Genomic DNA, 21,300 nt, shown 5'->3' with positions numbered 1-21,300 from the left:
CAGGTCAACGGTCCGGAGCAGAAGGAAGACAACGTGGAAACGAAGCCCGCGGGAGACCGCCGCGTCCGCCGCACGCGCGCCGCGCTGCGCCAGGCCCTGGTGGAACTCACCCTGGAGAAGGGGTTCCAGGCGATCACGGTCGAGGACATCACCGAGCGCGCGGACGTCGGCCGCGCCACCTTCTACGCACACTGCCGCGACAAGGAGGACCTGCTCGTCGGCATCGTGCGCGACCTCGCCGAAGACCGTGAGCGCCTGCTGCCGGCGGTGCGCCCGGCGCACGCCCAGGGCTTCACCGGGCTGCCGGTGAAGTACATCTTCGAACACGCCGAGCAGGAGCGGCCGGTCTACCAGGTGATCCTGCGGGGCGAGGGCGACGGGCGGGCCCTGCGGGAGTTCACCGAGCTCATCCGCGCCCGCGCCGAGGCCGCGTTCCGCGACCGGGCCGCGCAGCTCGGGGTGACGCCGAGGATCCCGCTCGACCTCGTCGCGCGCGCCTGGACCGGCGAACTCGTCGGCCTGCTGTCCTGGTGGGTGGAGGGCGGCACCGGCTACAGCTCCGCCGAGATCACCGCCCACCTGCGCGACCTGTCCGTCTACGGCCGGGTGTGGGCCACCGGACTGGCCCCCTCGGACGCCCCGGGGGCCATGGACCTGGCGCCGTAGGCACTCGTCCGCGCCGGTCCGCTCCCCGCGACTCTGGTTGATTTACCGAACACGATGTACGGTAACGGCCTCTGGAAGCGCGCCGAGCGGAGTTGTCGTATGACCACCATGCCGCCCCTGTCCGACCTGACGTGGGCCCGCGGCTTCACGGATCCGGCCTGGGTCCGCCGCCACACCACCGCGGGCCGCGAGACCCTGCCGAGCCGCGCCGTCCGGCGGGGCGGCGACGGCCCGCGGGAGCTGCCCACCGCACCGCCCGGGGCCCTCGACGGCTTCTCCTTCACCGGCCCCGGCGGCCGCCCGCTCGGCCTCGGGCAACTGCTCGCGGAGGCCGAGACCGACGCCCTGCTGGTCCTGCACCGGGGCGTGCTCGTCCACGAGCAGTACCTGCACGGCTACGAACCGCACGTGCCCCACTTCAACGCCTCGGCCGCCAAGTCCTATCTGGGCCTGCTCGCGGCCACCCTGGTCCACGAAGGGCGCCTGGAGCGCGACGCCGAGGTGGTGAAGTACGTCCCCGAACTCGCCGGCACCGCCTTCGGCGAGGCCACCGTCGACCACCTCCTCCACATGGGCACCCGGATGAGCTACGCCGGCCGCCCCTACGACAAGGCACTGGAGGCCCAGCGCTACTTCGCCGTCCTGGCACCCCAGTTGCGGCCCTTCGGCTACAGCGGGCCCGGCAGCATCCGCGAGCACCTCGCGACGGCCCGGCCCACGGGCGCGCCCGGCGAGGAGTTCCGCTACGAGAACGGCAACGTCGAGGCCCTCGCCGAGGTCCTGCGCCGCGTCACCGGCAGCACCACCTCGGCGCACCTGTCCGACACGGTCTGGTCCCGGCTCGGCGCGCAGGAGGACGCCTACTACACCGTCGACGCCGAGGGGATCGAGGCCGCCTGCGGCGGGTTCAGCGCCACCGCGCGCGACGTGGCCAGGCTCGGCGAGATGATCCGCTGCGGCGGTGCCGTCGGCGACCGGCAGGTGATCCCGGAGGCCGTCGCCTCGACCATCGTCTCGGGCGTCCCCGACGGCTACCCCCGCCGCGTCCGCTTCCCCGCCGCGCCCGCCGACGCACCGGCCACCCTGTCGTACCACGACCTGTGGTGGATCCCCAACGACCCGTACGGCTCGTTCATGGCCAGCGGCATCCACGGCCAGCGGCTCTTCATCAGCCCCGCGCTGGACCTGGTGGTCGTCCACTACGCCTCCCAGGTCGTCTCCCCGGCCGTCCGTCAGGTCCCACTCGTGCAGGCCTTCCTGGCGATCGGCGACCACCTGACCGCCCGCGGGCGGTAGCGGCGGGTGCACTCGTGTGCGGTGTGCCCGGCCCCGGTCGGCGGTGCGTGACCTCACCGCACCGCGAACCGGCCTCCGCGTCAATTCGCCCGGCCGGTGAGCGGATCCGGCGCCGGGGCCCGCCCCTCGGGGGCGGTCGACAGCTGGGCGCCGACGGTCCAGGCGTGCCGGGCCACCGCGAGCAGGAAGCGGGTGCGGGTGGCGCGGACGGCGTGCAGGGCGGGGCCGTGGTCGACGGCGACGAACAGGGCGCCGGAAGAGGCCAGGAGCAGCCAGGCCAGGGTCATGAACGGGCGGGCAGCGGCCGGGAGTTCGGCGAAGGAGTGGCGCAGCCGCAGGACGTGGAACGGGATGTGCCGTCGCTCGTCGCGCAGGATGCGGTCGGTGACCTCGCGGGTCAGCGGGTCGGCGAGGCCGTCGCGCACGCTGCGGTAGTACTCGACGGCGACCAGTTCGGCGACCATCAGGACCATCAACTCGGTGCGCAGGCCCAGCAGTCGGCGCACCCGGACGAAGATCCGGTCGCTCCAGTGCCCGTTCAGCAGCGGGTGGCCGGCGGCGCCGAGCAGCTCGGCCAGCAGGCGCGCGTGGTTGCGCTCCTCGTCGATGAACAGTCGCACCGCCGCCGAGTACGCGGCGTCGCCGGCCCGGTCGGCCTTGGCCCGCAGGTTCGCCCCGTCGCCGTTCTCGCCGACCTGGAACTTCTGCAGGCTCCGCGCGACCTCCGCCGCCAGCCCGGCGCCCCGGCTCCAGTCGGGGTCCGCCGTCCGCGCCCGTCGGGCCTTCTCCGCCTCGAACTCCGCGACCCAGTTGACGAATTCGCTTTCGGACATGGCTCCGCCCCACCCTCGTGTCGGTGCTGTGCCCGCGGCAGCTCCCACCTGCGGGCACACCGGAATGAACGCCGCGATCGGCAGCGCACGATCAGTACGCTACCGCACTCCTGAACGCGTTCAAATCAACGGACGCCGGGCCGCGCACCCCCGACCCCCCTTTTCGTCGTATTGACGACAAGCGCCGTGCGGCCTTATCGTCGAAGCGACGAAAAGAGAGGACGGTCGCGACTCCCATGGCCGACATCACCCGCCGCTTCGGCTTCCGCCACCTGCGCTCGGCGCCCACCAGCCACATCCGCCACCTGCGCGGCGGGCGGCCCGCCCACGAGGGCACCGGGCTTGCCTTCTGGTTCCGGCCGCTCACCGCCGCCATCTCCGAAGTGCCTGCGGACGACCGGGAGTTGGCGATGATGTTCCACGCCAGGACGGCCGACTTCCAGGACCTCGCGGTGCAGGCCACCGTCACCTACCGGATCAGCGACCCGACGGTCGCCGCCACGCGTCTCGACTTCGGCATCGACCCCGACACCGGCGCCTGGCGGGCCGAGCCGCTCGCCCAGCTCGCCACCCTGCTCACCGAGACCGCCCAGCAGCACGCGCTCCAGCTGATCGCCCGAACTCCGCTGGCCGACACGCTGGTCGACGGGGTGGCGGCGGTCCGCGAACGGATCGCCGAAGGGCTGGCCGCCGAACCCCGGCTGGGCGAGATCGGCCTGACGGTGCTCGCGGTCCGCGTCACGGCGGTCCGCCCGGAGGCCGAGCTGGAGCGGGCGCTGCGCACCCCGGCCCGTGAGCAGGTGCAGCAGGAGGCGGACCGGGCGACCTACGAGCGGCGCGCGGTCGCGGTCGAGCGGGAGCGCGCCATCGCCGAGAACGAGCTCGCCAGCCGCATCGAACTGGCCCGCCGCGAAGAGGAGTTGGTGACCCAGCACGGCACGAACGCGCGCCGCGAGGCGGAGCAGAAGGCGGCCGCCGACGCGGTGCGCACCGACGCCGAGGCCGTCCGCCGCACCCGCCTGGCGGTGGCGGAGGCCGAGGCGGCGGGCACCATGGCGGCTCAACAGGCCGAGGCCGCACGGTCGTTGGGCGAGGCGAAGGCCGCCGCCGAGGCGGCCTGGCTGACGGCGCACCAGCAGGTCGGACCGGAGATCCTGCAGGCCCTGGCGCTGATCCGGCTGGCCGAGCACCTGCCGCGGATCGACAGCATCACCCTCACCCCGGACGTGCTGACCGGCCTGCTCACCCGGCTGTCCACCCCGGCCGGCCCGCCCACCGCCACCGCCCCCGTCCCCGCGGCCGACCTCGCCGCCGCCCCGGCCGCCCACCCCGCGACGAAAACCGCCGGGCGCACGGATCGGCCGGGCCGGTGAGCCTCGCGCCGCGCGTGGTGCTGGTCCACCGGCGCACCGAGTTCGAGGAGTTGATCGCCCACCACGGCACCCGCGGCCAGGCGGAGTTCTTCCTCGCGGGGCGCGGCCGCTCGCTCGACGAGGCGGAGCGACGGCACGACCTGGCCCGGGGTGCGCTGGCCGAGGTGTCGGCGGCGGTGCCGCTGGACTGGCGGCAGACCCGGGTCGAGCGGGCGGACCTGGACCGGTTCCTGTTCGGCCCCGAGGACCTGGTGGTGGTGGTCGGGCCGGACGGGCTGGTCGCCAACACCGCCAAGTACCTGGCGGGGCAGCCGGTGATCGGCATCGACCCGGAGCCGGGCCGCAACCCCGGCGTGCTGGTCCGGCACCGCGCCGGGCGGGCCGGGTCGCTGCTGCGGGCGGCCGTCGGGCCGGGCGCGGACGGGCGGCTGGAGGCGCGCACCATGGTGGAGGCAGTGGCGGACGACACCCAGCGGCTGCTGGCCCTGAACGAGATCTACCTCGGGCAGGCCGGCCACCAGACCGCCCGCTACCGGCTCGCCGCACCCGGTGGCGACGCGGAGTCGCAGGCCTCCTCGGGGGTGCTGGTCGGCACCGGCACCGGCGCGACGGGGTGGTGCCGTTCGGCGTGGCTGGAGCGCTCCAGCCGGCTGGCCCTGCCCGGGCCGACCGAGCCGCGGCTGTCCTGGTTCGTCCGCGAAGCCTGGCCGTCCCCGGTCACCGGCACCTCCCGGGTCGAGGGCCTGCTCACCGCCGACCAGCGACTGACCCTCACCGTGGAGTCCGAGCGGCTGGTGGCCTTCGGCGACGGCATCGAGTCGGACGCGCTGCACCTCACCTGGGGCCAGACCGTCCGCCTCGGCCCGGCCGCGCAACGCCTCCACCTGCTGGCCTGACCGCGCCCGCCGGGCCCCGGGCAGCACCCGCTCGCGCCCCGCCTCCCCGCTCGGCGCCCGCCGTCCGGGAGCGACCGTCGAGCCGGGCGCTGCCTACGATGGAACGAACAACGGGAAGGAGGTCCGGCCATGGCCCGACGATTCGCTCTCACCTTCCCCGGCGAGACCGGAGGCCACGCCGAACAGGACGTGGTGGTGGTCGAGGCAACCGGCACCCGCGGCCCCGGCGGGCACCCGGTGTACGCCGACGCGTCCGGCATCGTGCAGGCCGAGATCAGCGACGCCGGCGAGGTCCGGATGATGGCCAGCGGCGGCCACCAGACCCCCCGAACGCCCATGCACGCCGAGCCGCTGCCCTGACCGCGACGTCCCGACCGGCAACGGGAAAGCGCTTACCGAACCCAATCGGTAAGCGCTTTCCCGTTCCGTCGATGAGCACGCGCCGGAATCGGTAAGCGCTTTCCCGTTCCACCGGGAAAGCGCTTACCCGTTCCCGCCGGCAAGCGCCTGCCCACCCGGCCCGCAGCCCGCGCATCACCAGCGCGAATGCACCTGCGCCCGCAGCCGGCGGTCGTACAGGTCCCGGACGGCGGCCAGGGTCTGCGGCGGCAGCGGCGACAGCGCGGCCGCCTCGGCGTTGGCCCGGGCCTGGGCGGGGTTGCGGGCGCCGGGGATGACGGTGGTGACGCCGGGCTGCTGGATGATCCAGCGCAGCGCGGTCTGCGCAGAGGTGGCGCCGGGCGGGGCGAGGCGGGCGAACTCGTCGGCGGCCTCGACGCCGGTCGCGAAGTCGACGCCGGAGAAGGTCTCCCCCTGGTCGAACGCGGAGCCGTCCCGGTTGTAGGTGCGGTGGTCGTCCGCGCCGAACAGGGTCTCCTTGGTGTACTTCCCGGACAGCAGGCCGGACGCCAGCGGCACGCGGGCGATGATGCCGACGCCGGCCTTCTCGGCGGCGGGCAGCACCTCGTCCAGCGGCTTCAGCCGGAACGGGTTGAGGATGATCTGCACGCTGGCGACGCCGGGCCGGGCGATCGCGGTCAGCGCCTCCGCGCAGGTCTCCACGCTGACGCCGTACGCGGCGGTGCGGCCCTCCTCGACCAGGGTGTCGAGCGCGTCGAACACGGCGTCACTGGAGTAGACCGCCGTCGGCGGGCAGTGCAGCTGCACCAGGTCGAGCCGCTCCACGCCCAGGTTGCGGCGCGAACGGTCGGTCCACTCGCGGAAGTTGGCGAGGGTGTAGTTCTCCGGCAGCTGCGGCAGCCGGCGTCCGAGCTTGGTGGCGACCGTCAGGCCGTCGCCCTGCCGGGACTTCAGGAAACGTCCGATCAACTGCTCGCTGCGGCCGTCCCCGTAGACGTCGGCGGTGTCGAAGAAGGTCACCCCGGCGTCGGCGGCGGCGTCCAGCACCGCCAGTGCGTCGTCCTCCAGCACCACGCCCCAGTCGGCGCCCAGCTGCCACGTCCCGAGACCCACCACCGACACCGGACGCCCGGTCCGGCCAAGTACACGCTGTTCCATGCGCCGAGCCTGCCACACCGCCCGCTGCCGCCCAACCCCCGACACTCCCGCCCCCGCAACCCCGGGGCGGCGCTCCGCAGTTGCCGGCGGCCGCACCGGAGCGGTCCCGACGGCACAGGGCGGAGCGGGAACGGCGGCAGGGCCGGACCCCCCGGATCCGACCCTGCCCCGGCACTGCTGTCGCTGCCGTCGCCGCTGTCCCCGCTCGTCGTCCGAGCGCACAGCGGCCGCTGCGATCGGACGGGTGACCTGCCCGGAGCGTCAGACGTTGACGCCGTAGTCCAGCGCGATGCCGCGCAGGCCGGAGGCGTAACCCTGGCCGATGGCGCGGAACTTCCACTCGGTGCCGTAGCGGTAGAGCTCGCCGAAGACCATCGCGGTCTCGGTCGACGCGTCCTCACTCAGGTCGTAGCGCGCGACCTCGCTGCCGTCGGCCTCGTTGACGACGCGGATGAAGGCGTTGCGGACCTGGCCGAAGCTCTGCCGGCGCTGCTCGGCGTCGTAGATCGACACCGGGAAGGCGATCTTCGCGACCTGCGGCGGGACGGCCGTCAGGTCGACCTTGATCTGCTCGTCGTCGCCGTCGCCGCCACCGGTCAGGTTGTCGCCGCTGTGCTCGACCGAACCCTCGGGGCTGCGAAGGTTGTTGTAGAAGACGAAGTGCTGGTCGCTGAGGACCCGGCCCGCCTCGTTGCACAGCATCGCGCTGGCGTCGAGGTCGAAGTCGGCGCCCGTGGTGGCCCGGACGTCCCAGCCGAGGCCGATGATGACGGCGGTGAGCCCCGGGGCCTCCTTCGTCAGCGAGACGTTTCCGCCCTTGGCGAGCGAGACTCCCATGTTGCCCTCCTGTGGTATCCCCGTACCGGGCCCGGCAGTTCGGCCCGGCGGCCGGCCCCCGGCGCGTCCGCGGGCCCAGGCCCCGAGGATTGAATCTACAGCACTGTAGATCAGGACGGAATCCACCCTCGCGCCGCCCACCCCCGAGAGCGGCACCGCACCGCACCGGCCCGAACCCGGCCGAACCGCACCGCACCGGGCCGCACCAGCCCGCACCGCACTCGGCCGCGCCGCACCACACCGCACCACCGAGCCGCCCGCGCCGCGCCGTCCCCGGCCCGCCTACGGGCGTCGGCCGCCGTCCCCGGCATACGCTTTTTCGAGGAGGTGCCCGAGATGAGTGAAGACACGACGATCCCCGGTATCGACCCGGCGGTGCCGCCCAGTGGCGACGGCTGCATGGAGTGCCTGGCCGGTGAGGGCCAGGGCTGGTGGTTCCATCTGCGCAGGTGCGCGGCGTGCGGACACATCGGGTGCTGCGATTCCTCGCCGTCCCAGCACGCCAGCGCGCACGCCCGGTCGGCCGGCCACCCGTTCCTGACCAGTTTCGAGCCGGGCGAGGACTGGTTCTGGAACACCGAGACCGAACAGTTCTACGAGGGCCCGCCGCTGGCCGGCCCCACCGCGCACCCGGTCACCCAGCCCGCACCGGGCCCGGCCGGCCGCGTCCCGATCGACTGGCAGCAGCGCCTGCGCTGACCCCTCGCCGACACCGCGCCGCAACCGACCGTATCCGCGCCACCACCCGCGCCGGGTACGGTCGTTGCGTGGGACGAGGGCGCGAGCAGCGCACGCGGCGAGAGGGCGGGAACGTGGACGCGCAGCAGTGGGAGACGGTGCGGCGGCTGGCGGCGTGGCTGGCCGAGGGCAGTACTCAATCCCCGGAGATGCAGCGGGTGTTGCAGTGCCTGAAGGTCAGCGAGGAGGCCGGCGAGGTGGCCGAGGCGGTGATCGGCGCGCTCGGCCAGAACCCGCGCAAGGGCTTCTCGCACAGCTGGGACGACGTGGCGGGCGAACTGTGCGACGTGATGATCACCGCGATGGTCGCACTGAGCCGGGTGCACCCGGACCCGGCGGCCGCGTTCGACGCGCACCTGGCGAAGGTCGCGGCCCGCGCTCTGCCCGCACCGGCTCCCGACGCCGCCGGATGACCGACCGACCCCCCGGCGAATGCGGCTGGCGGAGCGGTCAGCGGTGCCCGACGGCGAACAGCAGCAGCACGAAACCGGCGAACACGTGGGTGCCCACGATGTAGATCGACGCGCGGATCATCATCTGCTTGCGACGCGCCTTCTCCTCGCGCACCCCGTCGCTGGTCACAACGGTTCTCCTGTCGTCCTGCGGCCCGCGCGAACTGCGGTTCCGAACCCATGAAGGGTAGCCCTTTTCCGCCCCGTGGCGGAGATCACGGGCCACTTGGGGCCACCTACGGTGGCGTAGGTCACTTCACACAGTGAACTATCTCCTCCATGGCCGACTACCAGGAGACCCCCGACCTCAGTTCGTACGCCGCGCTCGGTGACAGTTTCACCGAGGGCCTGAACGATCCTGGCCCCGACGGGCAGTTCGCGGGCTGGGCCGACCGGCTGGCCGGGATGCTGGCCGGGCGCCGTCCGGAGTCCGACTTCCGGTACGCCAATCTCGCCGTCCGCGGCCGCCTGCTGGACCAGATCGTCGCCGAGCAGGTCCCGAAGGTCCGCGAACTCCAGCCCGACCTGGTCACGTTGTGCGCCGGCGGCAATGACATCCTGCGCCCGGGCAGCGACCCGGACGTGATCGCCGAGCACTTCGAGGCGGCCGTCCTGGAGCTGAAGGAGAACGCCGGACGGGTGCTGATCTGCACCGGCTTCGACACCCGCAACGTGCCGGTGCTGCGCCACCTGCGCGGCAAGGTCGCCACCTACAACTCGCACCTGTGGGCGATCGCCGACCGCAACGGCCTGGCCGTCGCGGACCTGTGGTCGCTGCGCGCGGTGCACGACCGCCGCGCCTGGTCGGAGGACCGGCTGCACCTGTCGCCGGAGGGCCACCAGCGGGTGGCGCTGCTGGCGGCGCGCGCCCTCGGTCTGACCTCGCTCGACGACCCGGACGCCGCCTGGCCGCCGGCGCCGGCCACCACCCCGGCCGAGCAGCGCCGGGAGAACCTGCAATGGGCGCGCACCTTCCTGCTGCCGTGGGTGGGCCGCCGCCTGCGCGGCGAGTCCTCGGGCGACCACATCGAGGCGAAGCGCCCGGACCTGCTCCCGCTCTGAGCCCGGAGCGATCACAGCGACCGCAGCGCCCGCAGCACCCACCGCGCCCACCGCGCCCACCGCGCTTCCCGGCGGACACCACTGCGGGCCGCTTCGCCCCCACGCGAATGCGGCCCGCAGTCCCCAGGTGAGACCCCTGCCTCGCTTATTCGACGATCAGCTCCACCGGAACGTTCCCACTGATCGCCTTGGAGTACGGGCAGACCTGGTGGGCCTGCTCGACCAGCCGCCGGCCGGTCTCGCCGGACAGCTCCTCCGGCAGTTCCACCCGCAGGACGACCGCGAGGGCGAAGCTGGTCTCGTCCTTGCCGATGGTGACCTCGGCGGTCACCGAGACGTCCGAGACGTCGATCTTCGCCTGCCGGGCGACCAGGCCGAGCGCGCCGGAGAAACAGGCCGAGTAGCCGGCCGCGAACAGCTGCTCGGGGTTGGTGCCCACGCCGTCGCCGCCCAGCGCCGGCGGCAGCGACAGCTTGAGGTCGAGCTTGCCGTCCGAGCTGACGGAGCGGCCGTCGCGGCCGTTCGAGGTGGCCACAGCGGTGTAGAGCGGTTCCATGTCGAGCTCTCCTGTCGTCCCTGAGTCCCAGAGTCTTCGATGGCGGACCGGTGCGTCCGGCGGTGTTGTCCGCCGGCGCCGTCTCCGGCCTGCCCTGCCCCAGAAGTAAAGCACCCAATTCAATTGCGCACAACTGAATCGGCCGCGACCTTCCCGCTTGCTACCCTTGAGCCATGACCAGGCACGAGCAGAACCGAACCCCGGCGGCGCCCGCGGGGGTTGACGCGACGATGGACGACCTGGCGGCCGCGGGCTCCGACCTGCTCCTGCTCGACCAGCAGCTCTGCTTCTCGCTCAGCGCCGCGTCCCGCGCGTTCGGCAGCGTCTACCGGACGGCGCTCAAGGACCTCGGCCTGACGTACCCGCAGTACCTCGTGATGCTGGTGCTCTGGGAGCACGGCGAGCTCCCCGTCAAGCAGCTCGGCGAACGCCTGCGCCTGGACTCCGGCACGCTGTCGCCGCTGCTCAAGCGGCTGGAGGCGACGGGGCTGGTGGCGCGCGAGCGCAGCCCGCAGGACGAGCGCTCGGTGATCGTCTCGCTCACGCCGGCCGGCCGCGACCTGCGCGAACCCGCCCGGGCCGTCCCCCGCCACATCGGCGCCGCGGCCGGGCTCCCCCTCTCCGACCTGCGCACCCTGCGCGAACTGCTCACCCGGCTGACCGCGAACCTCGACGCGGCCGGAGCCTGAGGCCCCGCCGCGCACCGGAACAACGCGATCGGCGCCCGGGCCACCAGCACCCGGGCGCCGAACCGGCCGACCGCCGGGCCTACCGGTGCCGCAAGTACGCCGCCGCGGTCTCCCGCAGCCGCTCGTGCAGCCCGTCGTACGCGCGCGCCCGCCCGAGGACGGTCTTCGGCAGCTTGGCCACCATCGTGTAGTTGGTGTCGCAGACGTTCGCGGCGGGCGCCAGCCCGGCCTGGCTGACCAGCTGGTACGCGTCGAGCTGGTCGAGGCCGAGGAGTTCGCCGGTCCAGCCGACCAGGTCGTGCTGGCTGATCCGGAACGCGTCCTCCAGCGGACGGGCGGAGCCGGTGCTGATCAGGTAGTCGTCGTTCTCCAGCCGGGGCCAGGCCGGGCCGCCGCCCTTGACCAGGTCGACGATCACGGTGGTGCGCATGGCCGCCTCGACGGCGGTGCCGCACACCTCGCCCTCGCCCTGGCGGGCGTGGCCGTCGCCGATCGCCAGCAGCCCGCCGTCGACGTTGACGCCGAAGTAGGCGGTGGTGCCGGCCCGCATCTCGGGGGTGTCGAGGTTGCCGCCGTGCGCGCCGGGCGTGATCGAGGCGAGCACCTCGCCGGCGGCGGGGGCGACGCCGACGGTGCCGTGCATCGGGTCGAGCGGCAGGGCGACGGTGAAGTCGCCGGTGCGGGCCCGGAAGTGGCACAGTCCGGCGGCGACGTCCAGGTCGTAGATCCAGACGCGTTCCTCCAGCGCGAGGTGCAGCATCGCGGTCTGGTGGGTGGCGGTCAGCGCGCCGAAGTGCGGGAAGGTGCTGGAGATGCCGTGGTCGCGGGCGGGGGTGATCTCCACGAAGTGCACGGCGAGGACGTCCCCGGGCTCGGCCCCGGCGACGGCGATCGGGCCGGTGACGGGGTTGAGGTAGGGGAAGACGCAGACCTGGCTGGGCAGGTCGCCGGTGCCGCGCACCTTGCCGCCGAAGCAGTCCTCGGTGGTCAGCTCGACGATGCTGCCGGGCCGGACGGTGGTCAGCGGGGCGCGCCCGCCGAAGGTGTAGGCCCAGTCCTCCGGCGCGGGGGTCAGCTGGACGATCTCGGGCAGGGTCACTTCTGGTTCTCCTCGGGGTTCTCGGCGACCGCCAGCCGGGGCTTGCGGCCGGTCAGCATCAGGCCCGCCAGCACGATCGCACCGATCAACAGCCAGACGAAGCCCAGCCGTTGGGCCGCTATGTCGGCGTTGACGACCACGTAGCCGAGGATCGCGAAGCCGAGCACCGGCGCGATCAGGTGGCGCCAGTAGTCCTTGCTGCGGTTGCGGACCAGGTAGTGGACGACCACGGCGACGTGCAGCACCAGGAAGGTGGTCAGCGCGCCGAAGTTGACCAGGGTGCTCAGCAGGGTGATGCCGTCGTCGCGCGAGGCCATGTACAGGCCGAGCACCAGCGAGACGCCGGCCGTCAGCAGGGTGGCGTTGACGGGGACCCGGCGGCTCGGGTGGATCTTGGCCAGGAAGGACGGCAGTTGGCGGTCGCGGGCCATCGCGAACAGCAGCCGGGAGGTGGCGGCCTGGGCGACCAGCGAGTTGGCGAAGCCCCAGGCGACGGCGGTGGACGCGGCGGTCACGGTGGCCAGCCAGCCGCCGCCGGCGGTGCGCGCGGCGTCGTAGAACGCGGTGCCGTTCGGGTCGCCGTCGCGGATCAGCGCGTCGGGGTCGGCGACCAGCAGCGAGGCGACCCAGGTCTGCACGATGAACAGGGTGCCCGCGAGCAGCAGCGCGGCGACCATGGAGCGGCCGATGGCCTTGGTGGAGTCGCGGTTCTCCTCCGAGAGGGTGGAGATGCCGTCGAAGCCGAGGAAGCTGAGCACCGCGATCGAGACCGCGCCGAACGCCACCGGCCAGGAGAAGGTGTCCGCGTTGTACAGCGGGGTGAAGTCGAAGCCGCGGCCCTTGCCGTTGGCGAGCGCGACCACGCCGACCACCAGGAACACGGCCAGCACGGCGAGTTCGCCGACCAGCACGGCCTTGTTGACCTTGGCGGTGGTCTCGATGCCGAGGTAGTTGACGACGGTGTTGAGCAGCACGAAGCCGACCAGCCACAGCCACACCGGGACGGACGGCACCAGCGAGTTCATCGCGACGCCGGCGATCAGGTAGAGCAGGCCGGGCACCAGCACGTAGTCCAGCAGGATCATCCAGCCGGACAGGAAGCCGACCGGCGCGCCGATACCGCGTCCGGCGTAGGTGTACACGGAGCCCGCCATCGGGAAGGCCCGGCTCATCTGGGCGTACGACAGGGCGGTGAACATCATCGCCACCATGCCGAGGACGTACGCCAGGGCGACCATGCCGCCGGAGCCCTGGAAGACGCCGCCGAAGATGCCGAAGGGGGCGATCGGCACCATGAACACCAGCCCGTAGACGAGCAGGTCGGTGAAGGTCAGGGACCGGCGAAGCTCCTGTTGGTAGCCATAGCTCTCGATGCTCTGCGGCGCGGGTGTGTCGGCCATGGTGCTCTCTCTCCGTGACGGACCCAGCGGGTGTGTGGGGGAGACTGTAGGGCCAAGTATTTCCATATGGAAGGGTTTCGGGGGCGCGTTCCGTCAGCCGAGACGGCGGGAACCGGCCGGTAACCGCAGGTCAGTCGGCGTTCCGCGGGGTCAGCACGGTGAAGCCCGGCCCCTCGGCCCGGGCCAGGTGCACGGCGCGCGGCGCACCGCGCAGCAGCCGGGCGGCCGCCGCGGTCAGGCCGTGCGGCTCCAGTGCGTGACGGTCGGCGAGCGCCGCGAGCAGCTGCATGCCCTCGTACAGGCCGACGGCGTACGCGTCCAGCACGGGCGCCCACGGGCCGCACAGCGCGCGGTGCCGCTCGCCGAGCAGTTGGCGCGGCTCCTCGGCGAGCGTCTCGAAGGACGGCATCGCGGCGTACAGCGTGCCGGTGTCGTCGCCGCCCAGAGCGAGCAGGCCGTTCTCCTCCAACGCGCCCGACAGGCGCACGAGTCGGCGGTCGAGTCCGCTGCGGCGCAGCGCGCGGTTGAAGTGCACCAGGTCGCGGCCGATCAGGCTGAGCAGCAGGGCGTCGGCGCGGGTGGCGCGCAGTGCGTCCAGCAGTGGTTCGACGGCCGGCTCGACGGCACCGAAGGGGATGCGGCGCTCCAGCACGATCCGGGCGCCGGCCCGGCCGGCGAGGGTGCCGGCGGCGCGGTGGACGGAGCGCGGCCAGATGTAGTCGTTGCCGATCAGCGCCCATCGGCTCACCTGGTGACGTCGCGTCAGTTCGGTGACGGCGTGGGCGAGTTGGCGGGAGGGGTCGATGCCGGTGCACAGGACGCCGGGGCGGCGGGTGCCGCCTTCGTGGGGCGGGGTGTAGATGTAGGCGATGCGGCCGGCGGCGACGGTTTCGACGGCGCGGTGGACGTCGCTGGTGTGGCAACCGGCGAGGGCGTCCAGGGCGCCGGCGTCGAGGAGTCGGCCGACTTCGGCGGCCACGGGGCGGGGTGCGCCGCCGCCGTCGACCAGGACGAGTTCGAGGGGGCGGTCGTGGATGCCGCCGCGGGCGTTGATCTCGTGCGCGGCGAGCAGCGCGCCGTCGAGTGCGGACGGGCCGGTCAGGCCGAGCGGTCCGGACTGCGGCACGACGAGGCCCACCCGGAACGCGCCGCCGTCCCTGGGCAGGTGCAGCGCGTCGAGCGGGTCGACCAGCCTGGCATCCAGCATCACCAGTGCGAGTATGGTCGGGATGTCGGCCCCGGGAAAGCCCGCGAGGCTCGGGGAGACCTCGGAACGGAGGGTCGGATGGGCACGAAGGGTGCGGTCGCCGCGCACGAGGCCGCTGCTGCGGACGCGCCGCTGCTGGTGGAGCTCGTGGCGCTGGCCCATCGGCGGCTCACCTCCGGTCTGGCGGCGGCGCTCGCCGAGGAGGACTGCACGGTCGACCAGTGGCGGGTGCTGCGGGCGCTGGCGGACGGCGAGGGGCGGGCGATGGGCGAGTTGGCGCAGGCGCTGCTGATTCCGCAGGCCAGTCTCAGCCGCCTGGTGGACGCGCTCGCCGACGCCGGGCTGGTCCACCGCCGGCAGGGCGACCAGGACCGGCGCCGGATCACCGCCCACCTCTCCCGGCAGGGCCGCACCCGCCTGGCCCGCCTCGACGCCCTCGCGGCGGCCCACGACGCCGCCGTCCGCGCCGCCTGCGGCCTCCCCGACCCGACCGGCCCGCTCACCCGCCTCGCCACGCTCTGACGCCCACCGCACCGAGACGGCCCGCAGAAGCGCCGCCCAGGCCGAGTCGATGCGCCGAACTCGGCTCCTGCCCGCGCCCGCACGCCCGCCTCCGCTCACCGCGCGCGCAACCCGCCGACCTCACGGACTCCTCCTCCGGTCAGGCCGAACGCCCCACCCCCTCAAGCCAGTTGCGTCTCCACGTGGTCGAGCGCGACCCGTACCGCCCCCAGCGCCACCGCCTCCTCGCCCAGTGCCGACGACGCCACCCGGGGCGGCATCGGGCAGAGCGCGTCGAGGGCGTGCTGGACGGGGTCCTGGACCAGGTCGTCCGCGCGCGAGAACCCGCCGCCGACGACGACGAGTTCGGGGTCGAAGGCGAGGGCGACGGTCGCCGCGCCGAGGGTGATCGCGTCGAGGAAGCGGCGGATCCGCTGCGCGGCCGCCGCGTCGCCCGCTCTGGCGGCGGCGATGAGCGCGGTGACGGCCTGTTCGGAGGACTCCGCGTCGGGGTCGTCGACCAGGTGTCCGGGGGCGGCGTTCCAGCCGATCTCGGGCAGCGCCCCGATCTCGCCGAGCGAGCCGTTGTGGCCGCGTTGCAGCACGCCGCCGTTGAGGACGCCGACGCCCATCCGCATGCCGGCCAGCAGGTAGACGACGTCGTCCACGTCCTGGGCGACGCCGAGCCAGCGTTCGGCGACGGCGGCGAGCCGGCAGTCGTTCTCGACCAGCACGGGGCAGGCGAAGGTCCGCCCGAGTGAGCGGGCGAGGTGGAGCCCGGTCCATTCGGGGAGCGCGGAGCTGAGCTTGATCCGGCCGTCGCGGTCGACGATGCCGGTGGTGCCGGCGGTGACGGCCCACAGTCCGTCGGGGGTCAGGTCGGCGGCGGTCAGTGCGGTCCGGGCCGCGCCGCGCGCCGCGGCGAGTCGGCCCTTGCGCGGCTGCGCCGGGTCGACCTCGACGCGATGGGTGGCGACCACGTTGCCGTCGAGGTCGGCGACCGCGGCGAGGACCTTGTACTTGCCGATGTCGAGGCCGAGGACGTGGCCCGCGCCCGGCCGGAAGCGGTAGTTGCGGGCGGGCCGACCCATCCGGCGCTCGCCGGGGTCGGGGGCGAGTTCGCCGACCAGGCCGTGCGCGGCGAGCCGGTCGAGGGCGACTTCGACGGTGGGGCGGGACAGTCCGGTGGCGGTGGCGGCCTCGGCGACCGTGACGGCGGGCGCGGCGGCCGCGCGCACCGCGGCGAGCACCTGGGAGGCGCTGGCCGGCAGCACCGGCACCCTGGCCGGGGCCGCCGATCCCTCCTCGCTTGCGGAAGTCGTCGCACGTCCTGCGGACATCTATCGCCTGCCTTTCGTAAGTCGCCGGTCCGACCGGTCCCGAGGGGGCCCGAGAAACCTGCGCCCCGTCAGACATCGTTCCGCGCCAAAGCCTTGACGGTGGCCGGTTCTGGTCCCCATGATTCCACAAGCCACTTACATAAGTGGCCTTGGAAAGTCATCGGAACGTCATCTTCGCACGGCTCGGACGCGCCGCGTGCCGTCCGGCCGGAATTCGCCAACTGCTGGGAAATCGGGGTGTGTTGTGCCGGAAGAGCAGGTGCTGCCGGTGACGCTGGCCGTCGTCGGGGCGGGGCTGCGCGGCGGGGTCTACGCCCGCAGCGCGCACCGCGGCGGGCGGGCCAGGATCGTCGCGGTCGCCGAGCCGGACCCGGAGCGCCGGGCGGCGTTCGCCGCCGAGTACGGCGTCCCCGAGGACGCGGTGTTCGCCGACTGGCGGGACCTCGCGGCCCGGCCCCGGCTGGCGGACGCGGCGGTGGTGGCCACCCAGGACACCCAGCACACCGAGCCGGTGGAGGCGCTGGCGGCGGCCGGCTACCACCTGCTGCTGGAGAAGCCGATGGCCACCACTGAGGAGGACTGCCTGCGCATCGTGCGGGCCGCCGAGGACGCGGGCGTGCTGCTGGCGGTCTGCCACGTGCTGCGCTACACGACCTACACCCGCACCCTCAAGGAGCTGATCGACTCCGGCCGGCTCGGCGACGTGGTGTCGATCCAGCACCTGGAGCCGGTCGGTTGGTGGCACCAGGCGCACTCCTTCGTGCGCGGCAACTGGCGGCGCGAGGACGAGTCCTCGCCGATGCTGCTGGCCAAGTCCTCGCACGACGTGGACTGGCTGCTGTACTTGATGGGCCGCCCGCCCGAGCGGGTGTCCTCGTTCGGCGGCCTGACGCACTTCACCGCGCGCAACCGCCCGGCCGCCGCCACCGACAACTGCCTGGACTGCCCGGTCGAGCCCAGCTGCCCGTACTCGGCGCCCCGGCTGTACCTCGGCTGCCTCGGCGACCCCGACAAGGAGTACTGGCCGCTCGGCGCCGTCACCACCGACCGCACCGAGGACGGCGTCCGGCAGGCGCTGCGCACCGGACCGTACGGCCGTTGCGTCTACGCCTGCGACAACGACGTGGTGGACACCCAGGTGGTGGACTTCGACTTCGGCGACGGGCGCACCGCCTCGTTCACCATGTCGGCGTTCACCCCGCTGGACTTCCGCAAGACCCGGGTCTTCGGCACCCGCGGCTACGTCGAGGGCGACGGGGTGCGGCTGTCGGTGCACGACTTCACCACCGCCGCCTGGGAGTTCATCGACGCCACCGACGTCCCCGGCGCGGACGCCTCGGCGGCCGCCGGGCACGGCGGCGCGGACGACCGGCTGTTCGAGGCGTTCGTCGACGCGATCGCCACCGGCGCGAGCGAGCAGATCCGCTCCGGCGGCCGGGAGAGCCTGGCCGCGCACCGCGCCGTGTGGGCCGCCGAACAGGCCCGCCGCACCGGCACCGTCGTCACCCTCGCCGACCGCGACGACGACGCCCTGCTGCCCCACTGAACCACCCCCTCCCCCACCGCCCCGCCCTCTCGTTGGAGAAACGTCATGTCCCGTACCCCGTCCCCGGCCACCGCGGCCGCGCTCGCCGCCTCGCTGGCGGCCGTGCTGCTGGTGTCCTCCTGCGGCGTCAAGAACTCCGGTGGCGCGCAGCACGCCCAGGGCGGCTCGGCCGCCGATGTGGCGTCCGCCGCGAAGGCGCAGGGCCAGGTCGACTACTGGTCGACCTGGGGCGAGAAGGAGCCGCAGGCCGCGATCTTCAAGGCGGCGGCGGACGACTTCACCGCGCAGACCGGCATCAAGGTGAACATCAAGTACCTGGGCCGCTCCGGCACCACGACGATGCCGCAGGCGATCGCCTCGGGCAGCGGTCCGGACATGTTCGACAGCGGAACCGATCACATCGCGGCGTTCGCCGGTCAGAACATGACGCAGCCGATCGACGCGGTGCTGAAGCTGCCGGTGCCGGGCGAGGACGGCAAGTCGGTGGCGGACGTGCTGCCGCCGAACGTGCTGAAGTCGGCCGTCGACAAGGACGGCAAGCTGGCGTTCGTCCCGCACACCCTGATCTCCACCGCGGTCTGGTACGACGCGGCCCGCACCCCGGCGCTGGCGGCGAAGCAGCCGGCCACCTGGACGGAGTTCCTGGCGCTGCTCCAGCAGCAGAAGGCGGCGGGCAGCACGCCGCTCGCCCAGGACGGCCTGGTGAACTTCTACAACGCCTACTGGTTCTACGAGTTGATGATGCGCTACGCGGGCCCGGGTTCGCTCTCGGCGCTCGGCACCGACGCCTCGGCGTGGGACCGTCCGGAGGTGCTGAAGGCGGCGCAGGGCGTGGCGGAGCTGAAGCCGTACTTCCAGGACGGCTACATGGGCACCAAGTACCCGGCCGCGCAGAACGACTGGGCGCAGGGCAAGGCGGCGATGAACCTGAACGGCACCTGGCTGCCGGCGGAGACCAAGCCGCAGGCCCCAGCGGACGCGAAGCCGAGCAGCTTCACCTTCCCGATGGTGGACGGCGGGCACTCGACGGTCGAGGTCGGTTCGCTGGGCTGGTCGGTGAGCTCGAAGGCGAAGCACCCGGAGGCGGCGGAGCTGTTCCTGAGCTACCTGCTGCGCTCGCAGGTGATCGCGAAGATCGGCACCGACGCGATGAACATCCCGTCCCGGGCGGACGCGGCGGCACCGGAGGCGTTGAAGTCGGCGCAGGAGTCGATCCTGAAGGCGACCGAGACGAACACCACCTACGACGGCGCGACGGCCAACGACAAGTGGTGGAACAACGTGTTCCTGCCGCTGGACGACCAGCTGCTGGCGGGCACCCTGTCGCCGGCGGACTTCGTCGCGCAGGGCAAGAAGAAGACCGCGGATGCGCTGGCCAATGGCTGACACCACGACACCCGGCACCGCGTCCACCGCCACTTCCCCCGCCGCCCGTCCGGCCCGGCCCGCGTTCCGCACCGCGGGCCGGGCCCGCCCGGGGGCGACCTCGCAGCGCGACTCGAAGGGCTACTTCCGGCTCTTCACCTGGCCGGCCCTGCTGCTCTACACGCTCGGCTTCCTCGGCCCGTCGATGTACGGCGTGGTGATCTCCTTCGCCAAGTGGTCGGGCCCGGGCGCGCCGCTGACCTGGGTGGGCTGGCGCAACTACGTGCGGGTGTTCCGCGACGAGACGGTGCGGCAGGCGTTCTGGAACACGGCGGTGATCGTGCTGGTGGGCGGCGCGGCGGTGTTCGCGCTGGCCTTCCTGGCGATGGCGGTGCTGCGCGACATGCGCGGGCGGGCGTTCGTCCGGGCGGCGCTGTACCTGCCGTCGATCATCTCGATGATCGCGGTCGGCACCTCGCTGGGCTTCCTGCTGAACCCGGACGGCGTGGTCAACCGGCTGCTGGGGATGATCGGCCTGGAGTCGGCGCAGCAGACCTGGCTGGACCCGCAGCACATCTTCGGCTGCATCGTGGTCGGCGTGGTGTGGATGGGCTCGGGCTTCTACATCGTGCTGCTGATGACGGCGGTCGACGCGATCCCCAAGCACCTGTACGAGGAAGCCCAGTTGACGGGCCTGACCCGGATGCAGCAGTTCCGCTGGATCACCCTGCCGCTGTCCCGCGACATGATCGCGATCGCGGCGGTGCTGTGGACGGCGAACAGCCTGCGCACCTTCGACATCGTGATCGGTTTCGTCGGCACGGCGGGCACGCCGTCCGTCAACTCCCGTACCTACGCCGTGCAGCAGTGGCTGTCGGCCGGCCACACCACCGGCGGCGGGGCGCCCGAGCTGGGCTACGCCTCGGCGATGGCGACGCTGCTGACGGTGCTGACCGTCGCGCTGGTGGTGCTGGTGCGGCGGCTGGGCCGCAGCGACCGACTGGAGATCTCGTGACCGCCAAGACACAACTCCGCGCCGTCAGAAGGTTCTTCGGCGACCTGGCGGTGCCCGGCGCCGTGAAGGTCCTGCTGTGGGCGGTGGCCGCGTTCAACGTGCTGCTGCTGGCGTGGACGTTCCTGTCCTCGGCGCGCACCTCGCGCGCCCTGTGGTCCTCGCCGCTGGGCGTGGACGGGCTGGACCTGGGCGGCTACGCCCGGGCCTGGCACGCCGCGGACTTCGCCGGGATGCTGCTCAACACCGTTGTGGTGGTGGGTGTTTCGCTCATCGGCATCCTGCTGCTGGCGACCCCGGCGGCATACATGCTGGCGCGTTCCGCGCGCCGTTCGGCGGCGCCGACGCTGACGTACTTCGCGGCGGGCCTGGCGCTGCCGGTGCAGGCGGTGCTGATCCCGTACCAGACGCTGGCGTCCTCGGTCAGCCAGTTCATGGTGGACTGGGTGACCGGCTGGTGGGACGACCGGATCTCGCTGGTGGTGGTGGACGTGGCGATGTCGCTGCCGTTCACGGTGTTCGTGCTGACCGGCTACTTCCGTTCGCTGCCCGCCGAGTTGGAGGAGGCCGCGGCCCTGGACGGGGCCGGTCCGATCCGCACCTTCTGGACGGTGATGGTGCCGGTCGCGCGGCCCGGGATGACGACCGTGACGGTGCTGAACGCGATCGGCCTGTGGAACGAGTTCCTGCTGGTGTCGGTGATGGTGCACGACCCGGCGAAGTTCACCCTGCCGGCCGCCCTGAACCAGCTCAGCAGCACCATGCAGTACACCTCCGACTGGGGCGGCCTGTTCGCGGGCGTCACCATCCTGGTCGCGCCGATGGTCGCGCTGTTCTTCTGGTGCGGCCGGCGGATCATGGACGGAATGACGCTCGGCACGACCAAGTAGCCGTCCCCGCAGCCGGGTTGGGGC

Annotated in this window: 23 protein-coding genes; 14 read left to right on the top strand and 9 right to left on the bottom strand. The window is 73.1% G+C overall.

What is annotated here, in order from left to right:
- Positions 1 to 33: 33 nt before the first annotated feature.
- Entirely contained in the window at positions 34 to 666 is a 633-nt protein-coding gene (locus ACWEMJ_RS06795; protein ID WP_452135895.1) for a TetR/AcrR family transcriptional regulator, read from the top strand.
- A 99-nt stretch (positions 667 to 765) separates the two neighbouring features.
- The gene (locus tag ACWEMJ_RS06790; RefSeq protein WP_452135894.1) at positions 766 to 1,962 is read left to right on the top strand and encodes a serine hydrolase domain-containing protein; all 1,197 of its coding nucleotides are present in this window, start codon (positions 766 to 768) and stop codon (positions 1,960 to 1,962) included.
- Between the two features lie 80 nt (positions 1,963 to 2,042).
- Here ACWEMJ_RS06790 and ACWEMJ_RS06785 read toward each other — a convergent pair whose 3' ends face one another.
- Positions 2,043 to 2,795: a ferritin-like domain-containing protein gene (locus ACWEMJ_RS06785; RefSeq protein ID WP_452135893.1), complete on the bottom strand. Its 753-nt coding sequence runs from the start codon at positions 2,793 to 2,795 to the stop codon at positions 2,043 to 2,045.
- A 236-nt stretch (positions 2,796 to 3,031) separates the two neighbouring features.
- Between ACWEMJ_RS06785 and ACWEMJ_RS06780 the strand changes: the two genes are divergently transcribed.
- From ACWEMJ_RS06780 to ACWEMJ_RS06770, 3 genes are all read left to right on the top strand, one after another.
- The gene (locus ACWEMJ_RS06780; RefSeq protein WP_452135892.1) at positions 3,032 to 4,168 is read left to right on the top strand and encodes an SPFH domain-containing protein; all 1,137 of its coding nucleotides are present in this window, start codon (positions 3,032 to 3,034) and stop codon (positions 4,166 to 4,168) included.
- Positions 4,165 to 5,064, top strand: a complete 900-nt coding sequence (locus tag ACWEMJ_RS06775; protein ID WP_452135891.1) for a hypothetical protein — start codon at positions 4,165 to 4,167, stop codon at positions 5,062 to 5,064. Before ACWEMJ_RS06780 ends, ACWEMJ_RS06775 begins: the two co-directional genes overlap by 4 nt.
- A 129-nt stretch (positions 5,065 to 5,193) precedes the next feature.
- Positions 5,194 to 5,424, top strand: a complete 231-nt coding sequence (locus tag ACWEMJ_RS06770; protein WP_452135890.1) for a DUF6296 family protein — start codon at positions 5,194 to 5,196, stop codon at positions 5,422 to 5,424.
- Between the two features lie 174 nt (positions 5,425 to 5,598).
- Here the strand turns inward: ACWEMJ_RS06770 and ACWEMJ_RS06765 are convergent, their stop codons facing one another.
- Both ACWEMJ_RS06765 and ACWEMJ_RS06760 read right to left on the bottom strand, forming a co-directional pair.
- The gene (locus ACWEMJ_RS06765; RefSeq protein WP_452135889.1) at positions 5,599 to 6,582 is read right to left on the bottom strand and encodes an aldo/keto reductase; all 984 of its coding nucleotides are present in this window, start codon (positions 6,580 to 6,582) and stop codon (positions 5,599 to 5,601) included.
- Between the two features lie 261 nt (positions 6,583 to 6,843).
- Positions 6,844 to 7,419, bottom strand: coding sequence for a TerD family protein (locus ACWEMJ_RS06760; RefSeq protein ID WP_452135888.1), 576 nt, complete (start codon positions 7,417 to 7,419; stop codon positions 6,844 to 6,846).
- A 336-nt stretch (positions 7,420 to 7,755) separates the two neighbouring features.
- Between ACWEMJ_RS06760 and ACWEMJ_RS06755 the strand changes: the two genes are divergently transcribed.
- Both ACWEMJ_RS06755 and ACWEMJ_RS06750 read left to right on the top strand, forming a co-directional pair.
- Positions 7,756 to 8,118, top strand: a complete 363-nt coding sequence (locus ACWEMJ_RS06755; RefSeq protein ID WP_452135887.1) for a UBP-type zinc finger domain-containing protein — start codon at positions 7,756 to 7,758, stop codon at positions 8,116 to 8,118.
- Positions 8,119 to 8,231: 113 nt separating this feature from the next.
- Positions 8,232 to 8,570: a MazG-like family protein gene (locus ACWEMJ_RS06750; protein WP_452135886.1), complete on the top strand. Its 339-nt coding sequence runs from the start codon at positions 8,232 to 8,234 to the stop codon at positions 8,568 to 8,570.
- A 37-nt stretch (positions 8,571 to 8,607) separates the two neighbouring features.
- Here ACWEMJ_RS06750 and ACWEMJ_RS06745 read toward each other — a convergent pair whose 3' ends face one another.
- Positions 8,608 to 8,739, bottom strand: coding sequence for a DUF6126 family protein (locus ACWEMJ_RS06745; RefSeq protein WP_452135885.1), 132 nt, complete (start codon positions 8,737 to 8,739; stop codon positions 8,608 to 8,610).
- Positions 8,740 to 8,888: 149 nt separating this feature from the next.
- Between ACWEMJ_RS06745 and ACWEMJ_RS06740 the strand changes: the two genes are divergently transcribed.
- Positions 8,889 to 9,671: an SGNH/GDSL hydrolase family protein gene (locus ACWEMJ_RS06740; protein WP_452135884.1), complete on the top strand. Its 783-nt coding sequence runs from the start codon at positions 8,889 to 8,891 to the stop codon at positions 9,669 to 9,671.
- Positions 9,672 to 9,816: 145 nt separating this feature from the next.
- Here the strand turns inward: ACWEMJ_RS06740 and ACWEMJ_RS06735 are convergent, their stop codons facing one another.
- The gene (locus tag ACWEMJ_RS06735) at positions 9,817 to 10,227 is read right to left on the bottom strand and encodes an organic hydroperoxide resistance protein (RefSeq protein ID WP_452135883.1); all 411 of its coding nucleotides are present in this window, start codon (positions 10,225 to 10,227) and stop codon (positions 9,817 to 9,819) included.
- 230 nt (positions 10,228 to 10,457) lie between these two features.
- On the opposite strand from ACWEMJ_RS06735, the gene ACWEMJ_RS06730 reads away from it, so the two are divergent.
- Positions 10,458 to 10,916: a MarR family winged helix-turn-helix transcriptional regulator gene (locus ACWEMJ_RS06730; RefSeq protein WP_452135947.1), complete on the top strand. Its 459-nt coding sequence runs from the start codon at positions 10,458 to 10,460 to the stop codon at positions 10,914 to 10,916.
- Between the two features lie 79 nt (positions 10,917 to 10,995).
- Here the strand turns inward: ACWEMJ_RS06730 and ACWEMJ_RS06725 are convergent, their stop codons facing one another.
- The 3 genes from ACWEMJ_RS06725 to ACWEMJ_RS06715 form a co-directional block, all read right to left on the bottom strand.
- Positions 10,996 to 12,015, bottom strand: a complete 1,020-nt coding sequence (locus tag ACWEMJ_RS06725) for an acetamidase/formamidase family protein (protein ID WP_452135882.1) — start codon at positions 12,013 to 12,015, stop codon at positions 10,996 to 10,998.
- Entirely contained in the window at positions 12,012 to 13,415 is a 1,404-nt protein-coding gene (locus ACWEMJ_RS06720) for an APC family permease (protein ID WP_452135881.1), read from the bottom strand. The genes ACWEMJ_RS06725 and ACWEMJ_RS06720 overlap by 4 nt, the downstream gene beginning before the upstream one ends.
- A gap of 130 nt (positions 13,416 to 13,545) precedes the next feature.
- A complete protein-coding gene (locus tag ACWEMJ_RS06715; RefSeq protein WP_452135946.1) occupies positions 13,546 to 14,622 on the bottom strand; it encodes a substrate-binding domain-containing protein in 1,077 nt (358 codons plus the stop codon).
- A gap of 78 nt (positions 14,623 to 14,700) precedes the next feature.
- On the opposite strand from ACWEMJ_RS06715, the gene ACWEMJ_RS06710 reads away from it, so the two are divergent.
- Positions 14,701 to 15,144 carry a MarR family winged helix-turn-helix transcriptional regulator gene (locus tag ACWEMJ_RS06710; RefSeq protein WP_452135880.1) on the top strand — a complete coding sequence of 148 codons (444 nt, stop codon included), beginning with the start codon at positions 14,701 to 14,703 and terminating at the stop codon, positions 15,142 to 15,144.
- Positions 15,145 to 15,305: 161 nt separating this feature from the next.
- On the opposite strand, the gene ACWEMJ_RS06705 is transcribed toward ACWEMJ_RS06710, so the two are convergent.
- Positions 15,306 to 16,463 (bottom strand): ROK family protein, encoded by a 1,158-nt coding sequence (locus ACWEMJ_RS06705; protein WP_452135879.1) that lies wholly within the window; start codon positions 16,461 to 16,463, stop codon positions 15,306 to 15,308.
- 244 nt (positions 16,464 to 16,707) lie between these two features.
- Between ACWEMJ_RS06705 and ACWEMJ_RS06700 the strand changes: the two genes are divergently transcribed.
- From ACWEMJ_RS06700 to ACWEMJ_RS06685, 4 genes are read left to right on the top strand one after another with little or no spacing between them, the layout of a single operon-like run.
- Positions 16,708 to 18,009 carry a Gfo/Idh/MocA family protein gene (locus ACWEMJ_RS06700; RefSeq protein WP_452135878.1) on the top strand — a complete coding sequence of 434 codons (1,302 nt, stop codon included), beginning with the start codon at positions 16,708 to 16,710 and terminating at the stop codon, positions 18,007 to 18,009.
- 45 nt (positions 18,010 to 18,054) lie between these two features.
- Complete coding sequence (locus ACWEMJ_RS06695; protein WP_452135877.1) at positions 18,055 to 19,395, top strand: ABC transporter substrate-binding protein; 1,341 nt, start codon at positions 18,055 to 18,057, stop codon at positions 19,393 to 19,395.
- A complete protein-coding gene (locus ACWEMJ_RS06690; RefSeq protein WP_452135876.1) occupies positions 19,388 to 20,389 on the top strand; it encodes a carbohydrate ABC transporter permease in 1,002 nt (333 codons plus the stop codon). Before ACWEMJ_RS06695 ends, ACWEMJ_RS06690 begins: the two co-directional genes overlap by 8 nt.
- Complete coding sequence (locus ACWEMJ_RS06685; RefSeq protein WP_452135875.1) at positions 20,386 to 21,276, top strand: carbohydrate ABC transporter permease; 891 nt, start codon at positions 20,386 to 20,388, stop codon at positions 21,274 to 21,276. Before ACWEMJ_RS06690 ends, ACWEMJ_RS06685 begins: the two co-directional genes overlap by 4 nt.
- Positions 21,277 to 21,300 lie beyond the last annotated feature (24 nt).

Source organism: Kitasatospora sp. NPDC004531 (assembly GCF_053602195.1).
The sequence above is the reverse complement of the archived record's forward strand: the minus strand, read 5'-3'. Positions and strand labels throughout refer to the sequence as shown.